This is a genomic window from Sphingomonas yabuuchiae, from assembly GCF_014199595.1.
Taxonomy (GTDB): Bacteria; Pseudomonadota; Alphaproteobacteria; order Sphingomonadales; family Sphingomonadaceae; genus Sphingomonas; species Sphingomonas yabuuchiae.
Map to the genome: position 1 here is coordinate 1 of NZ_JACHNX010000035.1, position 17,297 is coordinate 17,297.

General features: G+C 64.3%; 19 protein-coding genes and 1 pseudogene. 2 read left to right on the forward strand and 18 right to left on the reverse strand.

Annotation, left to right across the window (positions count from 1 at the left end):
• Positions 1-166: 166 nt before the first annotated feature.
• On the reverse strand, positions 167-649 hold the full coding sequence (locus GGQ89_RS18900) for a hypothetical protein (RefSeq protein WP_184106946.1): 483 nt from the start codon (positions 647-649) through the stop codon (positions 167-169).
• A 118-nt stretch (positions 650-767) separates the two neighbouring features.
• Here GGQ89_RS18900 and GGQ89_RS18905 point away from each other — a divergent pair, with 118 nt between their 5' ends.
• Complete coding sequence (locus GGQ89_RS18905) at positions 768-1,598, forward strand: 2OG-Fe(II) oxygenase (protein WP_184106948.1); 831 nt, start codon at positions 768-770, stop codon at positions 1,596-1,598.
• Entirely contained in the window at positions 1,592-2,488 is an 897-nt protein-coding gene (locus tag GGQ89_RS18910) for a hypothetical protein (protein WP_184106950.1), read from the forward strand. The genes GGQ89_RS18905 and GGQ89_RS18910 overlap by 7 nt, the downstream gene beginning before the upstream one ends.
• Here GGQ89_RS18910 and GGQ89_RS18915 read toward each other — a convergent pair.
• From GGQ89_RS18915 to GGQ89_RS18995, 17 genes and pseudogenes are all read right to left on the reverse strand, one after another.
• Entirely contained in the window at positions 2,485-5,007 is a 2,523-nt protein-coding gene (locus GGQ89_RS18915; RefSeq protein ID WP_184106952.1) for a pectate lyase family protein, read from the reverse strand. The genes GGQ89_RS18910 and GGQ89_RS18915 overlap by 4 nt on opposite strands.
• A 19-nt stretch (positions 5,008-5,026) precedes the next feature.
• Positions 5,027-7,027, reverse strand: a complete 2,001-nt coding sequence (locus GGQ89_RS18920; RefSeq protein WP_221239025.1) for a phage tail protein — start codon at positions 7,025-7,027, stop codon at positions 5,027-5,029.
• A 43-nt stretch (positions 7,028-7,070) separates the two neighbouring features.
• On the reverse strand, positions 7,071-7,490 hold the full coding sequence (locus GGQ89_RS18925) for a DUF6950 family protein (protein WP_380772890.1): 420 nt from the start codon (positions 7,488-7,490) through the stop codon (positions 7,071-7,073).
• Entirely contained in the window at positions 7,487-8,080 is a 594-nt protein-coding gene (locus GGQ89_RS18930) for a hypothetical protein (protein WP_184106958.1), read from the reverse strand. The genes GGQ89_RS18925 and GGQ89_RS18930 overlap by 4 nt, the downstream gene beginning before the upstream one ends.
• The gene (locus GGQ89_RS18935; protein ID WP_184106960.1) at positions 8,077-8,673 is read right to left on the reverse strand and encodes a hypothetical protein; all 597 of its coding nucleotides are present in this window, start codon (positions 8,671-8,673) and stop codon (positions 8,077-8,079) included. The genes GGQ89_RS18930 and GGQ89_RS18935 overlap by 4 nt, the downstream gene beginning before the upstream one ends.
• On the reverse strand, positions 8,673-11,711 hold the full coding sequence (locus tag GGQ89_RS18940; protein WP_184106962.1) for a phage tail tape measure C-terminal domain-containing protein: 3,039 nt from the start codon (positions 11,709-11,711) through the stop codon (positions 8,673-8,675). Before GGQ89_RS18940 ends, GGQ89_RS18935 begins: the two co-directional genes overlap by 1 nt.
• Positions 11,711-11,827 carry a phage tail assembly chaperone gene (locus tag GGQ89_RS20400; protein ID WP_184106964.1) on the reverse strand — a complete coding sequence of 39 codons (117 nt, stop codon included), beginning with the start codon at positions 11,825-11,827 and terminating at the stop codon, positions 11,711-11,713. Before GGQ89_RS20400 ends, GGQ89_RS18940 begins: the two co-directional genes overlap by 1 nt.
• On the reverse strand, positions 11,827-12,219 hold the full coding sequence (locus tag GGQ89_RS18950) for a GTA-gp10 family protein (protein ID WP_184106966.1): 393 nt from the start codon (positions 12,217-12,219) through the stop codon (positions 11,827-11,829). Before GGQ89_RS18950 ends, GGQ89_RS20400 begins: the two co-directional genes overlap by 1 nt.
• A gap of 3 nt (positions 12,220-12,222) precedes the next feature.
• Positions 12,223-12,648, reverse strand: a complete 426-nt coding sequence (locus GGQ89_RS18955; protein ID WP_184106968.1) for a phage tail tube protein — start codon at positions 12,646-12,648, stop codon at positions 12,223-12,225.
• Positions 12,649-12,673: 25 nt separating this feature from the next.
• On the reverse strand, positions 12,674-13,081 hold the full coding sequence (locus tag GGQ89_RS18960) for a hypothetical protein (protein WP_184106970.1): 408 nt from the start codon (positions 13,079-13,081) through the stop codon (positions 12,674-12,676).
• The gene (locus tag GGQ89_RS18965; protein ID WP_184106972.1) at positions 13,078-13,683 is read right to left on the reverse strand and encodes a hypothetical protein; all 606 of its coding nucleotides are present in this window, start codon (positions 13,681-13,683) and stop codon (positions 13,078-13,080) included. Before GGQ89_RS18965 ends, GGQ89_RS18960 begins: the two co-directional genes overlap by 4 nt.
• Positions 13,683-14,030: a phage head closure protein gene (locus GGQ89_RS18970; RefSeq protein WP_184106973.1), complete on the reverse strand. Its 348-nt coding sequence runs from the start codon at positions 14,028-14,030 to the stop codon at positions 13,683-13,685. The genes GGQ89_RS18965 and GGQ89_RS18970 overlap by 1 nt, the downstream gene beginning before the upstream one ends.
• Positions 14,027-14,554: a head-tail connector protein gene (locus GGQ89_RS18975; RefSeq protein ID WP_184106977.1), complete on the reverse strand. Its 528-nt coding sequence runs from the start codon at positions 14,552-14,554 to the stop codon at positions 14,027-14,029. The genes GGQ89_RS18970 and GGQ89_RS18975 overlap by 4 nt, the downstream gene beginning before the upstream one ends.
• A gap of 35 nt (positions 14,555-14,589) precedes the next feature.
• The gene (locus GGQ89_RS18980) at positions 14,590-14,850 is read right to left on the reverse strand and encodes a hypothetical protein (protein ID WP_184106979.1); all 261 of its coding nucleotides are present in this window, start codon (positions 14,848-14,850) and stop codon (positions 14,590-14,592) included.
• A gap of 81 nt (positions 14,851-14,931) precedes the next feature.
• Positions 14,932-16,194 (reverse strand): phage major capsid protein, encoded by a 1,263-nt coding sequence (locus GGQ89_RS18985; protein WP_206362669.1) that lies wholly within the window; start codon positions 16,192-16,194, stop codon positions 14,932-14,934.
• 22 nt (positions 16,195-16,216) lie between these two features.
• Positions 16,217-17,080 carry a head maturation protease, ClpP-related gene (locus GGQ89_RS18990; RefSeq protein WP_184106986.1) on the reverse strand — a complete coding sequence of 288 codons (864 nt, stop codon included), beginning with the start codon at positions 17,078-17,080 and terminating at the stop codon, positions 16,217-16,219.
• Positions 17,070-17,297, reverse strand: a pseudogene (locus GGQ89_RS18995) (hypothetical protein); the annotation flags it as partial. The pseudogene GGQ89_RS18995 and the gene GGQ89_RS18990, both read right to left, overlap by 11 nt.

A 17,297-nucleotide genomic window follows, 5' to 3' on the forward strand; every position in this document is an offset into this window, starting at 1 on the left:
GCGACAGCCGCGCCGACGATCGGGCCGAGGCCCGTGAAATAGCCGTCGACGAAGCGGGTGTTGTTCGCCGGGACCTCGTGGAAGAACGCAGCGCCCGCGAGCGCGAGATAACCGACGATCAGCACCAGAGCGATCACGTAACGCCAATGGCGGTCGACGTCGGACATCAGGTTTCCTCCGTGGTTGGTGAGGCAATGCGAGCGGCGGCAATCGCGCCTTTCTCGGCGACCTCGAGCGCTTCCTGACGCTCGCGCATCTGGCGGACGCGGGAGGCCGACTCCCGAGCCTTGGCCGGGTCGAGCTCGATGAGCGCCAGCAACATGGTCAGGCACTGGTCGAGGTTATTCATCCGATGCCGCATGATCTGGAGCTCGGCCGCGTGCTGCGCGCGCTCCTGCTCGAGCTTCACCTCATGCGCGGCGGTCTGGCGGTCGAGTCTGCTTTCGAGATCCGCGATACGGCGGCCCATCCCCTCCATGTCCGCCCGCCGGGTGTCACGCGCGATGATCTGCCACGGCCCCCATTGCCGCACGACCAGCGAGATGACGCCGATCGCGGCGAGGATGACGCCAGTCCAGACACCCGCCCGGATAGACCCGCCAGCAGCTGTCTGCACGACAGCTTCGGCGGCCTGGGCTCCAACGGTCATGCGCCATCCCCCGTCGCGACCGCACGGGCCGCGAAGCTTACATTGTCCATCGATTTCACTCCGTATTGAGTGTGTTATTGAGCTTGAACAGGTGGCGCGCGGCGAGCAGACTCGCGAGATGGACCAGCAGCTATTCGCCTCAGCGATCCTCGACCGCCTGCGGTCGGTGGACATCGAAGCACAGTGGCGCGCGCCCGGCGCGCTTACCGCGACACGCTACGCAGTTGTCGACGACCTTCTGCCTGCCGGATGGGCTACCGAGATCAGCGCCGCTTTCGAGCGCGGACAGGGTGCCTTCAGCCGCCGAGCCAGCTTTCGAGAGAGGAAATCGACCTCCAGCCGGTTCGATATCCTGCCGCCATTACTGGCGGACATCACCTATGCATTCCAGCAGCCGGAGATTGCTCAGCTCATAGCCACGCAGACCGGCATCGCAGGAATGACGGGCGACCCGACGCTATACGCTGGCGGGCTGTCCGTCATGCAGCGGGGTGATTTCCTCAATCCCCACATCGACAATAGCCACGAGGCCACCCGGACGCGCTATCGCCGCCTAAATCTTCTGTTCTATGTGACACCGGACTTCCCCGATGGCGTCGGCGGCAATCTTGAGCTGTGGGATGACCGTGTTCGCACCCCCGAAACGATACATTCGCGCTTCAACCGGCTGGTCGTGATGGAAACCAACCGTCACTCCTGGCACTCGGTCAGCCCGATCATTGCCGACGTCCAGCGGCAGTGCGTGTCGAACTATTACTTCTCACCAGCGAGCCCGGAGCCCACCGACTATTACCATGTCACTTCATTTACCGGGCGACCAGGGCAGCATGTTCGTCGCGCGGCAGGGGCGGTCGACAATCGCGCTCGCCAGTTAGCTCGTCACCTAGGCGCTCGGCGGGTGAGCGATCAGGGGTTTCGCGTCCCGCAAGGAGAATCGGCAAAATGTTGAGGAAGCTGCTCGAACCACATATTTGGGCCCGCATTTGGCGGGAGCGGGCGGGGGAGCCGATCCTCTATAATCTGGCCTCGATTGGCGTCGCGGCCTTTGGCAGCATCACGCGTAAAATCGACTATGATCTGGTCCCACGCCAGCCTTACGCTTTCGGCCTTCAGCAGGCCTTCGCCTTCGCAGCAAAAGAGCGGGAACGGCTGGGGATTAAGCGCTTGGTTTTCATCGAATTCGGTGTGGCATCAGGCGCTGGCCTGATGAATCTATGCCGGGTCGGCGCGGCACTGGGCCGCCATCACGATATGCCTTTTCGGTGCATCGGATTTGATGCGGGCTCGGGAATGCCTGCTCCTGTCGATTACCGCGACCATCCCGAGAAATATTTGGACGGAGACTTCGAGCCGCACGACCAAGCCGCTCTTGACCGCGCATTGCCGTCCAATGCCTCCGTCCTCTATGGCCCGATCACTGAACGTCTAAGCGATCTGCGCGATATATTGGAGCCGGGTGACTTCATCGGCTTCGTGTCGATCGATGTGGATTACTGGTCGAGCACGACCGACGCGCTACGCCTATTCGATGCCGACGATTTTCCCTTTCTGCCCCGGCTACCCGTCTACCTTGATGACGTAAACAACATCGACCACCACCAATTCGCGGGTGAGCTTCTGGCGGTGGACGAATTCAATCGCGATCGGCTGCACCGCAAGGTGGTGAAAATGAACGGCCTCCGGAACTGGCGGCTTTTTAAAAACGCCCTCTGGCTGGACCAAATGTATTGGATGCTGGATTTACAGCACCCATACTTCACGCGCGATTATCATGCCCACAGACCGCGCGTCAGGCTCGGGAATCCTTATCTTGGGATGCCACTGGAAGAGGCTGCTTAGGCCGAAATCCAAGTACCTGGCGCGCCGTCAGCGGTGCAGACGAACCGTGTCGCGCCACTAGATGGGCTGGCGTTCTTCAGCTGGTCACCCGCCCGCCACTGCCCAGCCGCCGGTGACGCCGTCACCGTCTGAGCGAAATCCTGATCGATGAACGGCACGATTTTGTCGGGGGCGTTGGTGGTGTAAACGATCGGCCGCAGATAGCGCGTCACTCGGCCGGCTGGCGGGTTTACCCCGAACGGGAAGAACGTGAGACGGACGCTTGACATGGGCGCTGTCAGTTTGACCGCCGCCGTCAGCAAGCACCACTCGCCCGCCCGCCACCAAGTGTTCCACTCGCTGATTGGATAATCCATCGGCCCAGGCGAGCCATCTCCATTGACGTCAATCGAGAGGTAAGGCTGATCAGCGTCACCAGTATGAAGCCCCCGCTTGAAGAGCCAGGAGATGACGCACCAATCGCCGCTCGCACCGGCCAGCGTCCGCTCATCGCTGATCGCACCCGCGCCGCTTGAGATATGCTCTGCTACCGGAAGCGCGCCGCCACCGCCCAAGGGATTCGCTTCACGTGCACTGACCGGAGAGCGGGCACGGGATATGCTCGCCGCTTCCGGCTCGCGCCCATAATTTGCAGCGTCCAGACTGTCACAGCGCCACCATCCTTCGTTCGCCGTACCGATCGAGGGATTATTGACGTTGTCACCAAGCCGGCCATCGTTGCCGTTAATTTGGGGCGGCATCTTGTGCACCCCGAAGGGGCGGTAGGGGATCGCCGATGTGCCTTTTCCGCAATTCGTCAGCAAGACCGCATGATCGAGGTTGGCGAAATCAAGGGCAAGCTCGGCTTGGGTTCCGATGTCGTATGTCCGTGCACCTTGGAGATCGATGAGGGCCTTGCCGACGCAAGCTTCAAGGTAGTTGGCGTGGATATAGATGCCTCGATATGCCCCGCGGACTTTGATGGGATCGCGCATGCCCTCGAGACAGTTGCCGAGAATCGTGACATTGTGGCCCGATATATCGATCCCACCATGGCCGACATTGTAACCATTTTGGCCCGCCTCGTTGAAGCAGAAAGAAAATCCGTTCCACTGCGTATCGTTTAGCGACCGAGCAATATGCTCGTTGCGGTGAATGTTGCAGTCCCTGACCCAAAGCAGACCCACCTGTTTCATGTCCCCGCTCGTCTGATAGGTGTCGAAAGCCGACACGAAATCATTGATCGACACGCCGAAAATGCGGAAATTTCGCAGGAATTGGAGATCGGTCGTGTCCCATCCGAAGCAGGCTTGCGGACGTGGGCCGTCGGTCATGGTGGCAATTGCCAAATCGCGAAATGTGACGCTCGAATCGCCGGTCTGTCCGGAGAAGGTGATTGCCGCGCGCTCCGTGTGCATCGGCACGATGACCGCGAGATCGCCCTGATACGTGTTGGGGTCGATCTGGCCGGGGTACACCCCGCGCTGCCCTTGCCCAAAAATGGCCTGCTCCCGAAGTCCCAAGCCGACTACGAGCGGGCGGGTCGTCCGGAAAATGCCCGGCGGGAAGTGAAAACGGCCGCCGCGCGCACCGAAGTGGTCGATGATCTCCTGAACCGCGTCAGTGTCGTCGGCATCAAAGTCTCCCTTCGCTGCGGTATCACGTACGCTGGCACCGAGCTCGCGCAGCTTGTCCAGCGCCATCCGCGTCTGGACGAATGCTGAGCCCTGATTGAAGCCGACTCGGCTGAGGCCATCCGAAGCCGCCATAGACGCCGGTGTCAGAGATCGGGCGATTTCCACCGAACCGCCCGCAGTGCGGCGGTAGCTGACAAGAACTCCTGCATCATTGGTCGAAAATGCCTGGTCGACTGCACTTCCCGCCTCACCCGCCGCCTTTGACGGGAAATACCGGCTGGCGGCCAGCGCCGTGGCCGCTGCGAGTTCAGCCCCGGTGCGATCCGCTTCGGCTGACGCTGCGGCGTCAGACGCCTTTTTGGCGAGGGGGGCGACCAGATCCGCCCCATCAATCTGCACGGTCACTTGCTCTTCTCCGAAAGTCATGCGGGCGGACGACCAGACGTCGGCGACGGGACGCTGGGGGAGGCCGAAGGGGGCGATGCGATTGGCGGGAGCGGACTCGGCACCGGTGACGCCGTCGCCGGTGATCTGGAACTCGCCTTTGGCCAGACGGCGCTTGCGGCCCGCGATGGTGACCTGCCAATCCCAAGCCAGCGTCGTAACGTCGCCGATCTCCCCGGCGTAGGGTAGCGATTCCATCGTCGATTCATTGATGACGAGCTCGACATGGCTGGTCGGGATGCCGATGCCGTCGCTGGTCACCTCGACCAGGCGCAACCCCTGGGCATTGCCATTGGTCACGGTGGTCAGGTCGACCAGCGGCGCGCCGGGGACATCGCCGTACAAGCGGACCTGTGCGCGCATATCGATGCCCGTCAGGTCCAGCCCGGCGACGAAGATGTGACGCACGACGGCGCCATAGCGATCGGCGATGATCGGCAGATAGGCAGTATGCGCCATATGGTGCTCCGATTTACGGTTAGGGGAGGCGTTCTTCGGGGTAGCGGATCGGCTCGCCGCCGCCGGGCGGGCTGGATCCACCACCATCCGACGGACCGCCGCCAGGGGCCGGGGTCGTCACCGAGCCGACATAGTGCCGAGCTGGCGCGGTGGAGGATGGGAACGCCTCGGCGCCGTCGGTCGTGGCGATGATCGTTACCGCTCCGCCCGCGCGCGCCACGTCATCGTAATAGAAGAAATAGGTGGTCGAGCTGGTCAGACCGGCAATGGTCGAGCCAGTCACCGCGACGGTGCGGTCCTGATAGACCCGGCTATGGTCGGAGATCGTCGCCGTTGCGCTGCCCGAGGCATCCGCCGCGCTGATCGTGGCCCCGACCGTATAGCTGCTGGCGATCAGCAACTGCTCGATTGGCGTCACGGCTTGGATGACAGCTTGGGCCAGCGGGTCGAGCGCGGGATTGTAGCCGGGCGCGGCGATAGCGCGGACTGGGGCCTTGTCGCTACCATCCCAAGCATAGATTTCTTGATATTCGAGAGACAGCTCCATGATGCATGCGCCCCGGTTCGAGCCTTCATCGCAGATGTCCTGCGATGCGACGCGGCAGAGCTGCCGAACGAATCCGAGCGGAGCAAATGTGAACGGCACGACGCTGCCTACAGGCCAGCGCCACGCTCTCTCATCGAACGGCGCCTTGAAGGACCGCGTCAGCTGCTTGCGCTGAAGCACCTGCTTGCCGATCCGCTGCGCCTGGCTGGGGCTTTCCACTACGCCTAGGTCGAGCGGAAATACGCGATCGATCCCGTCGATGCTCGGGATACGAATCTCGGGATAGTCGATCAGTTGATAGAGCGAGGCTGGGGAGGGATCGACATAGCGCCCGCGGACGATGTTCGGCGTGGCCTCCAGCGATGGGTCTGGGTCGAAGGTGAAATCGCCGATGACGTCGTCTTCGTTCAGTCCGTCGTCGATCGCGCCCTCGGCGAGGTCGTTGTGCGCGATGACCAGCGACAGCCGTCCACCCGTGTCGCGGAAGCGGCCGCAGCAGCCCGCGCAAAGCATGTCGAGGACCGTCTTGGGATCATCGCCCTCGCTGATCACGCCCGCGCCCTGATAGCGCGGCTCGGTGCCGCCTGCCGACCGAATGACAGGCTCCTCAGCCAGTCGGGCGGCGACCATGAAAGACATCACATCGATCCGCTTCGCCGGGATACCCGAGCCCAGCGCCAACTTCATTTCCCCCGTCACCGGGTTGCGAATGCACCAGCCGAGCAGGCGGCGCAGGATCTGGAGCGGCAGATTCTCCCCAATCACCTCGCCATCATCGGTCACATAGCGCCAGGTCGACTGGTCGTTCGCGCGCATCGGCCCCGAACCACCCGGCACCGTCGAATCGCGGCTGGGATCATACAGCCGAGCGCCCTTACCGATGATCGTCATGCGGTTGGTCGGGCCACCGCTGAACGGGCTCTCCGCCTTCTTGCTGTTGCCCGTGACCTTGAATTGCAGGTGAAGCCAAGCGCAGCCGGTCAGGCGACGGTCGCCGTTCCAGCGGCCGGATCCGAAGGTATAGCCGTCGCTGGCCTGAGCTTCGAGCGTCAGGTGAGGGACCGAGAAATACCCGACGAACTTGCCTTGGGGGCCGCCCGCCGCTGTCCATGCCAACTCGTCGTTCAACCAAATCTCATCAATCGACTCGATGGCGTGGGAGGCGACGCAGATTATCCAAGAGCAATAGTCCTGGTTCGCGCCATGCCACTCTTCGTACCGGACGTCGGTCGCCATGGCGGTCGAGCCAAACACCTCTTTGCGGTAGGCGCGGGGATCGATCGTCGCATGGAGGCGGTCTGTCTGCGATCCGGTAACATTTGGCGTTTTCTGGAGAAGGCCAGCTGCGATCGATAGCCCCGAAGATGCCAGAAATAGGGCCGTCGTCGAGATTCCAGCGACCGAGAGTGTGCCAGCGAAGCCAGCCAAACCGATAGCGCCAATACCGGTAGCAGCGAGTGCGACGCCGCCCACGACTAGCGCGGCGACCTTTAAAGCTTTCGCCATCCGATGCCTTTCAGCCTACGCGCCACGCCAGCGGCTGATCCCACGCGCTGCGCGCGATCCTGATCAGCCCCTCACGCTCACCCTCTTGCCCCACAGCGACGAGGTGCAGCCCCAGGCAAATACCGAGCAGACCACCCGACATGATGATGTCACCGCGCCGCGCGAGGCTGGCCGTGACAGGCGTGAATTTATCATCAAGCGTGGCGTCGAGCGTGCCGCCCCCGTAGCGACGCAAGGCGCGCTCGGCACCGATCGCAGTGGAATAGCGCCCACGGAATTCGGGCATCGGATCTACGCCAGTCATAGACTCCACAGCCCCCGCGCAGAACAGACAGCAATCATGATCACCCCAAGCGAACGGGCGAAGCCGGTGCGATTCCAGATAGGCCGCAAGTCGCGCCTCCCAATCGGGCAGTCGGGGCGCCCTCATGTCCGCTTGCTCGCGCCGTTGGCGATGGCGATCGATAGCTCGGCCGATCGGTCGCCAGGATCAAACGCCGCCTGATCCAGATAGGTTCGGTTCGACGCCTGGCCGAAGAACGCCAGATACGTCTCCACCTCCAGCGTAATCGTCTGACTCGACCGGCTGCCGCTGATCCGGGGGACCGCCATATAGCCGGTGAAATAGGACCACATGCTGATGATCCGGCTTGGGTCCTGCGGGTCGAGCAACGCTTTCCACAGCCGCGCGTCGCGTCCCTGCCAGTTCGTGCGCGTCATGATCTGGTCGAGCATGTCCGCGTCGACGCCGGGAATGCCGGACAGCTGGAGGACCAGCGTATCCGACCCACCCTCTTTCGCCTTCACCGTGCCGACCGACACCACACGCGGGTCGACGGCGTCGAAGGTGAAGCCGTCCAAATCCTCGTCGCCGGTCCCGCTGAACGCGAAGCTGTAGGGTGCGTTGGTCACGCGGACCGGCTCGCCGAGGATGTCGAGAAAGCAGAAGGTGACCGGGTGGCGCAGCCGCTCGGCCAGCGCTTCCGCACCAGCAGCGTCGGGTGAGGAAGGGACGCTCATAGCTCCTCCGCCTGGAAGCTGACGGAATAGGTCTGACCGCGTCCGACGGTATAGCCGTTGCGCGTGTCGCTCATCTGGAGCAGCGCCCAAGGCTCATGAACCTCGATCGCCGCGCCGTCCGCCACGCCATCGGGAATGAGCGGGTTCACCGCGATGGTCAGCTTGCCGTCGACGCCCGCAATGACGGTGTCACCATCCACGACCAGCAGGGTGTCGCCGATGGTCAGGAACATGCCGTCGAGCATCTGCGCGCCGGGATACCAGCCCTTCGTCTTCAGCGAATAGCCCTTCTGTCCGGCGCCGTCGGCGACGACGACGCAGTGGAAGCCAACCTGCGGCTGTTCGACCGCCTTCACCCGGAAAACGTTGGCGCGCCCGCGGACCTTGGCGAGAAACGACCGCCAGGGACGGAACTGCCGCTCGGACAGCACCACCGGCATGGTAACCTTGGCGAACCATCGCGCGCCGCCCGCGAGAATGTTGGTCCGCGCGCCGCCGCGCCCGTTAAATTCGGACCGGTTCGTCTGGCTGGGCTGATCCAGCATCCATTCGATTTCGGCCGCGACTGGCGTCCGTGGCATCTCGACGCGCATCAGCCTGGGGCTCCCGGTAGCGAGGGGCGGCGCAGCGACCGCATCACGCGGGCTTCGGATCCTGCCATGATGGGCTCCGCTGCCGCGCCTACGGTGCGGACCGCAACGCCGGTCATCTTGGCATCGAATTCGGGACCCGCATCGACGCGGACATTCACGTCTGCCGCAATCCGCTGCTGGCGCGCCGCCGCGACATCACGATAGGCGCCGTTGACGCTGGGGAGCGCGACGACGTTGCCGACCATACCGCCCGCTGCGAAGGCAGGCAGCTTGTTGTCGTTCATCGCCTTCAGCATCGGCAGATAGCGCCGGGTCGCCGCCGCCGTCATGACGAATTCCCCATTCGACAGCCAGGACAGGATATCGTCCGAGGTGCCTGTGCCGGGGCCAAGGATCAGGCCGCCCGCGGCATGTCCCTTCACCTCGCCACCCGTGGAGAAGCCGAGGAATTTCCCGACGCCGGGCAGGGCGGAGAGGATCGCCTTCTGGATCGCGATGCGCGCGAGGTCGGCGAGGATAGACGCCGCCATGCGCTTGAACGCCCCGGCAACATTCTCCGTCCCGTCAATCAGGCCGACAAGCCCATCCTCGAGCGATTGGAAGCCGCGGACCGCGACGCCCTGGAGCGCCGTATCCATGTCGCCGGTCGCCTGTTGCAGCTGGCGCCGATAGGTCTCCAGCGGGTCGGCGAATTGGCGGTTGATCTGCTCCGTCTTGCCCGGCCGTTCGGCATCGATTTGCCGGAGCATGCCTTCCCCGCGCGCCCAGTCGTCGGGGTTGGTCGACCCGATGAGCCGCACGGCCTGCGCGCGCTGCAACTTCTCGTCATTGGCCAGCAGTTCCAGCGCGATCCGCTTGCGCTCGGCGTTGGTGGTAGCGAGGTCGCCCTGTATCTGGAGGAGGGCGCTGGCGTTCTGCAGCTGATCGCGCTCGGCGCCCAGTTGCTGGTCGAGCAGGCGCTGCGCTTCCGCGTCACGGATCGCCGTGGTCTTCGCCGCGGCATTCGACGCATAGACCGCCTTCAGGGCATCAGCCTGAGCCTGGCTCCACCGCTTTTGCGTGACCCCGGCATCCGCCGCGCTAGCGAGGCGCTGACGCTCGATCTCGACGGCTTGGGCATCTAGGTCCGCCGCTGCTGCAATGTCGGTGACCTGCGAGCGGCGCAGCTGAACGGCTTCCTCGTCGGCCCGCAGCTTCAGCTGGGCATAGGCTTCTGCATCACGCGCGCGCTTCTGCTCGGCCGCCTCGGCTTGCCGGTTGATCGTCTCCTGCGACTTGCCCTTCGGACCGAACGCCACGTGATAGACTCGCTGCTCTTTCTCATCGAGCAACTGCCTGATGGCGACGCCTTCCTTGGCGAAGGCCTTGCGGATCGACGACACCGAGATGCCAGGGCCATAGGCGATATCGATGGCCTGGCCGCGCTCATGGTCGCTGGTGCCGGGCTTCGCGACCGGTCCTATGTGGCGGCCAGCGAGCTTGTCCGCGTATAGTTGCGCCTGCCGCTCGGTCGAGCGAACGTCACTGGTGACCTTGCCGCCGATGCTGTTCGCGATGCGGATGGCCTCGGTGACATCGATGCTGCGGCCGATCTGATTGTTGTTCGGGGTGGCGCGTGCGTCACGCTGGCGCTTTTGCGCGGCCTCCGTCTCTTCTTTCTGCTGCTGGCGGAGCAGCACGAGGCGGCGGGTCAGAACCCCGTTTGTCACCTCTTCGGCGGTCGCCTGCTTCTTGGCCTGCTCGATCAGGCCATTGGCACCCTCATACTTGCGGCGGATTTGCTCAAGCGGATCGACGGCACGCCGCGCAGCCTCTCCTGCTAGGTCCTTCTGGGTCTCCAGCCGATCGGCGCTGGCGGTGGCAATGGCGGCATTGACGGCCTTCAGCCGGGCCTCAAGGTCGGTAACAACTCGCGATGCGGCGATGCGGCCGACAGCCAAGCCCCCTTCGGGATCGCCCGGAGCATCATTGCTGCGCTTTTCATTTTCACGCGCCGTCGCCAATTCCTGCGTCAGGTCGGCGCGACGCTTTTGCAGGCCCCTCAGGTCTTCCTTCGCCTTGATATTAAGGCGTTCTGAGTTGGTCAGCAGCGCGTCGTTCTGCTTCTCGATCTCCTTCGTAAGCTGGCGCACATCGTCAATGAGACCGGCCTCGGTGCTAGCGAATGCCTTTTTCGCCTGATCGGCGACGGCCGCGCCCTCGGCATTCTTTTTCAGCTTGTCCGTCTCATCGCCAAGCGCGTCCGAATGCTCCAGCACCTTGGACACGAGGGGGGCGAGGACGGTGAGCGCGATCGTCGCGGCGATGCCCCAACCGGAGGTCAGGAAGTTCGCGACGCCCTCCAGTTTTCCGCCCATGCCCTGCACGGCGAACGCCGCCTGACCGATCTGCTGGGCGAACGCGGTGGCGACGCTCTGGCCGCTGACCACCTGCACCGAGAAGTCTTGCAGCTGCTGACCCAGCATGATGGTCGATTGGCGCTGCTGTTCCGAACGGGTGGCGACGACACGGTGCGCATTGCCCATGCCGACAAGCTCGGTGCTGACCGAGTTGAGGACGTTCGCCTGATTGCGCAAGGCCGCCGCCTCGGTCTCCGCCTGCTGGGCATTGGCCGCCGCCGCGACCGCAAGCACGCGCTCGGCTTCGCCCGCCTCACCGGCGCGCTGGGCGACCTGGGCGGCTGCCGTTGCAACCTGCCGCAGCGCCAGCGCCTGCTTTTCAGCCGCATCCGCGGCGCGATCCGCTGCGCCAGCGTCGAGGATCTGGAGCGCGCCGATATCGGACGGCGAGGAGAGGGCGGCCTGGGCATTGGCGCGGATGGCAGCAAACGTCTGGTTATAGCTGCGCTCCAAGGCCTTCGCCGCCGACGGGGCGTTGGACGCCATGTCGCTGAACGCCTTCTCGACCACCGCCTGGACGTCGGCCGCCGCGCCGCCGATCTCCAGCAATGCGCTCTTGCCCGCCTTGCTGGCGGTCTGGAGACCAGCGACATTGCCGCCGACCTGCAAATACAGTTCACGGGTGGTCCGGTTTGCCATCAGCCCCTCCGTTTCGCTGCCGCTATCCGCGCATCAACCACAGCCCAGAATTCATGCGGTGTGGATGACCAGAACTGGTCAGGGCTCCACCCGAATGCGTCCAAGGCCAGCCCCATCAGGCGGCGCCAGCGTCCCCGTCCGTCACCACTGCCGCCGCCTTCGCTTCCCCCGAGGCGGTGCGCCCGCCGGTGGCCGCGTCGACGAGACACAGCTGGATCGTCGCCAGGGCCTTGCCAGTCCCCGCCTCGTATATCATCTCGCCGATCCGCTCGGCATCGACATGCTTGTCCGATTCCGCCTTCGCACCGGCGCGTATCAGTTCGGCCGCGATGATCCCCATGTGCCGCTGGCGCAGCCCGCCTCGCGCGGCCGCCGAGATGATCTCCAGCAACCCGAGGTCGGTTTCGTCCTCGATCGCGACGATGGCGGCGTGGGAAGGGCGGAGTACGAAGGTCCGCCCCCCCAGCTTGAGCGAATGCTCGCCGCGGATCTTGTTCGCAGCCGCCATGGCTTACGAACTCGCGTCCGCCGCGCTGAGCGCGTTGACGGTCGGGGCCGCCGAGTTGGCCAGGTTGACCGAATAGGTCGCAGGCTGGCCCTTCGGGAAGGTCGCCGAGAAGTTGCCGATGCCGACTGGGCCCTGATACTTGACGTTGGCGCCCTTCTTGATCTGGATATCGGCCGCCGGGGGGCTGGCATTGGACGCCGCTTCAAGGGCGGCGAAGCCCGGATCCGGCAGCTTCAGGTTGCCCGCGACGGTGAAGGTGATCTTCTTGTTGCCGTACTGGGTCGCGCCGTAGACGCCCGAATCCTTGTCGCTGATGTCGTTTTCGGTGTTCTGGCTCTGCCATTCCAGGTTCGTTTCACCCGCGATCGGGACATATGCGTTCCCGACCTTGATGTGGAGGCGCCAGTTGTCGCCCTGTTCGTTCGCCATGGTCGTTACTCCTATTGCCGCCGGATCAGGCGGGTTCTGCGTAGACTTCGATTGTGGTGATCCCGGCGTAGGTGACGCCGTCGGCCGCCGCGGTGCTGGCCGCCGCGCCTGCGAACTGGAAACGGAACAGCATGCCGCCGATCGTCAGGGATTTCCCGTCGATCGCGATGCGGACGGTGTGCATCAGCCCCAGCAATTCGCGCCGGTCGGCGCCCTTGTAGACGGTGTGGACGTCGACGTTGATCTGCTCGAACTGCTCGTCTTTCCCGCCGATATTGTCGCTGTCCATATCGCCGACGAGGTGGAACGGCGGCATGGTGCCCTGCTTGAGCGAATGCCGGACCATCTCGCGCTGACCGGCGGGAAGCTGGTCGCGCAGCAGCTTTACGGTGGCATCCTGTGCGCCGGTGAGAAGGTCGAGCGGTGCGGTCATGAACCAGTCCCCAAGCGCTCCAGGGCCTTGGCCCAGAAATCGGATAGGTGGGCATCGGCGACGTCAGCGAGCAGCGGCTGCGCCACGAACGGCCGAGCGGCCAGTGCTTTGACGCGGATTTTATAGGCGCTGCCGACCGGCGTGCCCTTGTTCGGCCCGCGACGGCGCAATCGCGTCTTGTCGCCGGTGAACAGCACGCGCCGGTTATTGCCCTTGCGATTGTTGCCCGCCAAGCGGCGGTTGGCGGCACGGATGCGGCGTGTGACGAGCACCGTCTGCGCCCGGCGACCGAATTCCACGAAACGGCCATAGAAGGGGCCGCCCTGGATGGCGCGACGGACGCGCCCGTTGAATTTGTAGGCTTCGCGCGCCCCTTTCAGCAGGCCGATCCGGACCTTGAGCCGCGCCAGAATCGCCTGGAGCGACAGCGCGCTCTCTAAGGTGCCCGTTTCCTTCGCGACGTCTGCCTTCTGCGCGGCGAGCACCTCACGCCCGATCGCCACCATCTCCACGCCCAGTTCCTGCTCGGCTGCCGATGGGAGGCGGTCGAACAGGCTATAGGCCTCGGCGAGGCCCTGCACATTGCGCGGGGAGACGGCCATCAGCGGGTCGGCAGCGCGCCATCGGTGTCGGCGAGGATCACGGTCTCTTCGCGCTGCCCCTTCGGATCAAGCGCAGATCGGATATTGAGGTCCTCATCTCCGTACCGGACCTGGCATTCCTCGGTTACATCAGTGCGGTGACGGATCGTGATCCGATAGACCCGGATACCTTGCAGAACCTTTTCGGTCAGCACCTCGCTCCCGGTCAGCCCGATAACCTCGGCCGGTACTTTGGCGAGGACCTCCCAACTCTCCGTGGACCCGCCGGTACCGGTATCGGTTTCGACCTTACGGACGATCTCGATCTCGTTGTTGAGGCGGCTGGATAGCCCCTTACCGCGCTTCACAGCGACCGAGCCCGCTTGCCGCCACAGAGGCGACGCGCTGTTTCCTCTGCCGCCTGCATGATCTCACCGCCTTCGCGGTCCGCATCATATGCGCCGATCAGCAGCAACGCGGCCCGACGGAAATTGCGGGGCACGTCGTCGGCGCTGGCATATCCGGCCGCCACGGTGACGGTGACGGTCGTTCCTGCCGATACCGAAGGCCAGCGCGACCCGATCCACGGCACCACCCGCGCCGGGCGGCGCGAGACATCGATGCGCGCGGTGGGAACGCTGACCGCATTCCCTGCCTGGTCGGTATAGGTGACGATCGGCACGGCCGACGCGGCAACGGGCCAAGCCCGCAGAGCCATGGTTTCGAAGCCGGTAAAGGTTTGCGTCACATCGCGCAGCGTCAGGGTGTGGCCGGTATAGTCCTCGATCCAGCCCTGCGCGTCGGTGATCCAGTCCTGCAATTCCTGATCACGCGACGTGTCGGAGCCCAGCCGCAGCTGGCGCCGGGCATCCTCCAGCGAGACGATGTCCATAATTTACCTCGCTCGCTGGAGGAGCCGAAAGGGCTTCAGCCCTTCTTGGCGGCGCGCTTGGCCTCTTTGGCGGCCTCTTCCTCGGTCTTCATGCCCAGGTTGATGGCGACCTGATCCGACCCCGAAATCGTCGGGTCGTTGAAGTCGATGCGGTTCTGCTCGGTCGTGGTCCCCGCGCGCGGGTCATTGTCGACGGCCGGATGGTCCATATCGACATCGGGGACGATCTGCTGGGGCGCGCCCGAAGTGTCGATTTCGGTCGCGGGTGCGACGTTGTTCTGGCTGGTCGTGTCCATGGGGCTCTCCTTGGTTCATCGAAATCGTGGCGCACCACGGCTTCGAGGAACCGGGCCGGTAACGAACCGGCCCGGCGGAGATTAGAGCGCGGTACCGATCTTCACGGCACGCATCGGCTCGGGGTTGTGCACGCCGCCGCCGACGCGCTTCGTGGTGTAGAAGTGTACGAACGGCTTGTTGGTGAACGGGTCACGCAGGATGCGGATGCCCACGCGGTCAATGACCAGATACGTGGCCTCCATGTCGCCGAAGAGCGCAGCGATGTTACCGGCCGCGACGGTCGGCATGTCGGGATATTCGACCACCGGCGCGCCCGCGAGCGTCTGAGGCTGGCCCGACGCATAGCTGGGCTGCCACAGGTAATTTCCCTGGCCATCCTTCAACTTACGGATGTCCTTGAGCGACAGCCGGTTCAGGTGCCATTTGGCGTTGGCCGAAAACTCGCTGGGCAGATCGTACATGACATCCAGCAGGCCATCGCCGCTGAAAGCCGCCGCCGAACCAGACGGCACGGCCTTGATCGCGCCATAGGGGTGCCGAGTCGCGTTTGCAGCGCCAGTCACATAGGTCAGCACGCCATAAGGCTTGTTGGACCCGTCGCCGGATAGGAAGGCGATACCCTCCTGGCGATTGAATTCGGTGTCGACCTCGCTGCCCAGCCACTGTTCGAGATCCACGGCGGCATCGTCCAGAAGCTGCTGGGTGATGGCCGGGTTCGCGTACAATTCGCCGGGAGTGAAATCGACGATGCCGATTTGCGGAGTGGTGGTGGCGGGGCGGCTGGCAGTCTCGCCGACCCAGCCGGACCCGACTGCTCGGTCGCCGAAATACTTTTTGAAGCCCGCAACGCCGATCGTGATGACGCGGGATTCCTGACGCATGGGGCTGATGCGCTTCAGCTTTTCGCCGATGGTGCGGTCCCACTCGATCGGAGCCAGATACCCGCCATCGGCATCGGTGCCCTTCTGCATCGCAGCTTGGATATCCGCGGGGGCCTTGTCGCCCTTGCGCATATGCGCTCTGAAAGCGGCGGTATATTCGGGGTCGGCCTGAAGGTCACCGATCACGGCCCCATTGCCCAGCTTGGCGGCGGCCTGAATCTTGGCCTGATCGTCCACCGCCGTCTGCAATTCGGTCAGCGCGGCGTTGATCTTCTCCAGCTGCTCGGCGGTGACGACATCGGCCACGCCCTTTTTGATTTCCTCAAGCTGGCGGGTGTGCGTCTCCTTGAACGCCTCGAAACCGCGCGCGAGCGCATCGATGGTCGGCGGAGCCTCGGCGCGCACGGCGATGAGACCCCGAGCGCGCGGACCAGCCGTCCGCACGGTGTTCTGCATGAACATGGGTGCTTTTCCTATGTGGGGGTTAGACCGTCATGGCCTGGAGGAGGCGAGACATTGCCTCCGGTTCATCGCCAGCGCGAGGCGTGGCAGGGTCAGGATCAGCAGCGCGCGGCGTGCTCATCCCCATCGCACGATAAAGGTCGCGCCGCTCGGAACGCGACACTCCCTTCGTCGCGAGAAACTTATCAAGGCTCGCCTTGTCCTTTGGCGAGTCGACGCTCGCATAGACCGGCATCTGGGCTTCCCGCTCCATGACGCTGTCGGCAAAGCCCGCCTTCACGGCCTCGGCTCCGCCAATGTACGTTTCCGCCCGCATCATCTCGAGCAGTTCGTCAGCACCCTTGCCGGTGCGCGCGGCATAGACATCGACCATCGCGCTATCGAGCTTGCGCAGGATCGGGATGGCTCCCTCCATGTCGTCGGCGTTGCCGAAGAACACGCCCTGCGCCTGGTGGATCATGATCTCGGCATTGTGCGCGATCGCGATGGTATCGCCCGCCATGGCAATGATTGACGCGGCCGATGCGGCGATGCCGAGGATCTGCACGTCGACCGCCTGCCCGTGGCGGCGTAGCAGGTTGTAGATCGCTACCCCCTCGAAATAGTTGCCGCCGGGCGAGTTGATCTCGACCGTCACCGCCTTGTTGCCGATCGACCGGAGGGCGGCAGCGACACGCGAGGCGGTGACGCCGTTTCCGTCATAATCGGCGCCGATGCGGTCGAAGATCGAAATTGTCGGCTTGTCGGACGCCAGCGCCTTGACTTCGAACGCAGCAAATCCCGGGTCGAGGGCCTGCGTTTCGAACTGCCAGTCGTTGCCAGTTCCGAGGTCGGGCATGGCGGGGGGACGCTGCGCGCATACCGCGAGCAAGGGGCTACGCCGCATTCTGGTCTTCCTCCTGCATGACCGCCGCCGCGCTGGTGCCGGGGCGGGGGAGATCGTCGCCGCCGGGTAGCGGGTTACGGTCCATGAAATCACGGGCTTCGTTCGGCGTGAGGTAGGAGGCATTCGGGCCCATTGCGGCCTTGAGGAACTCCGCCTGATCCTTCAGCGAGCCGCGCAGCAGCGCGCCCTCATTGAATTTGGCGTAATAGGTCTGCTG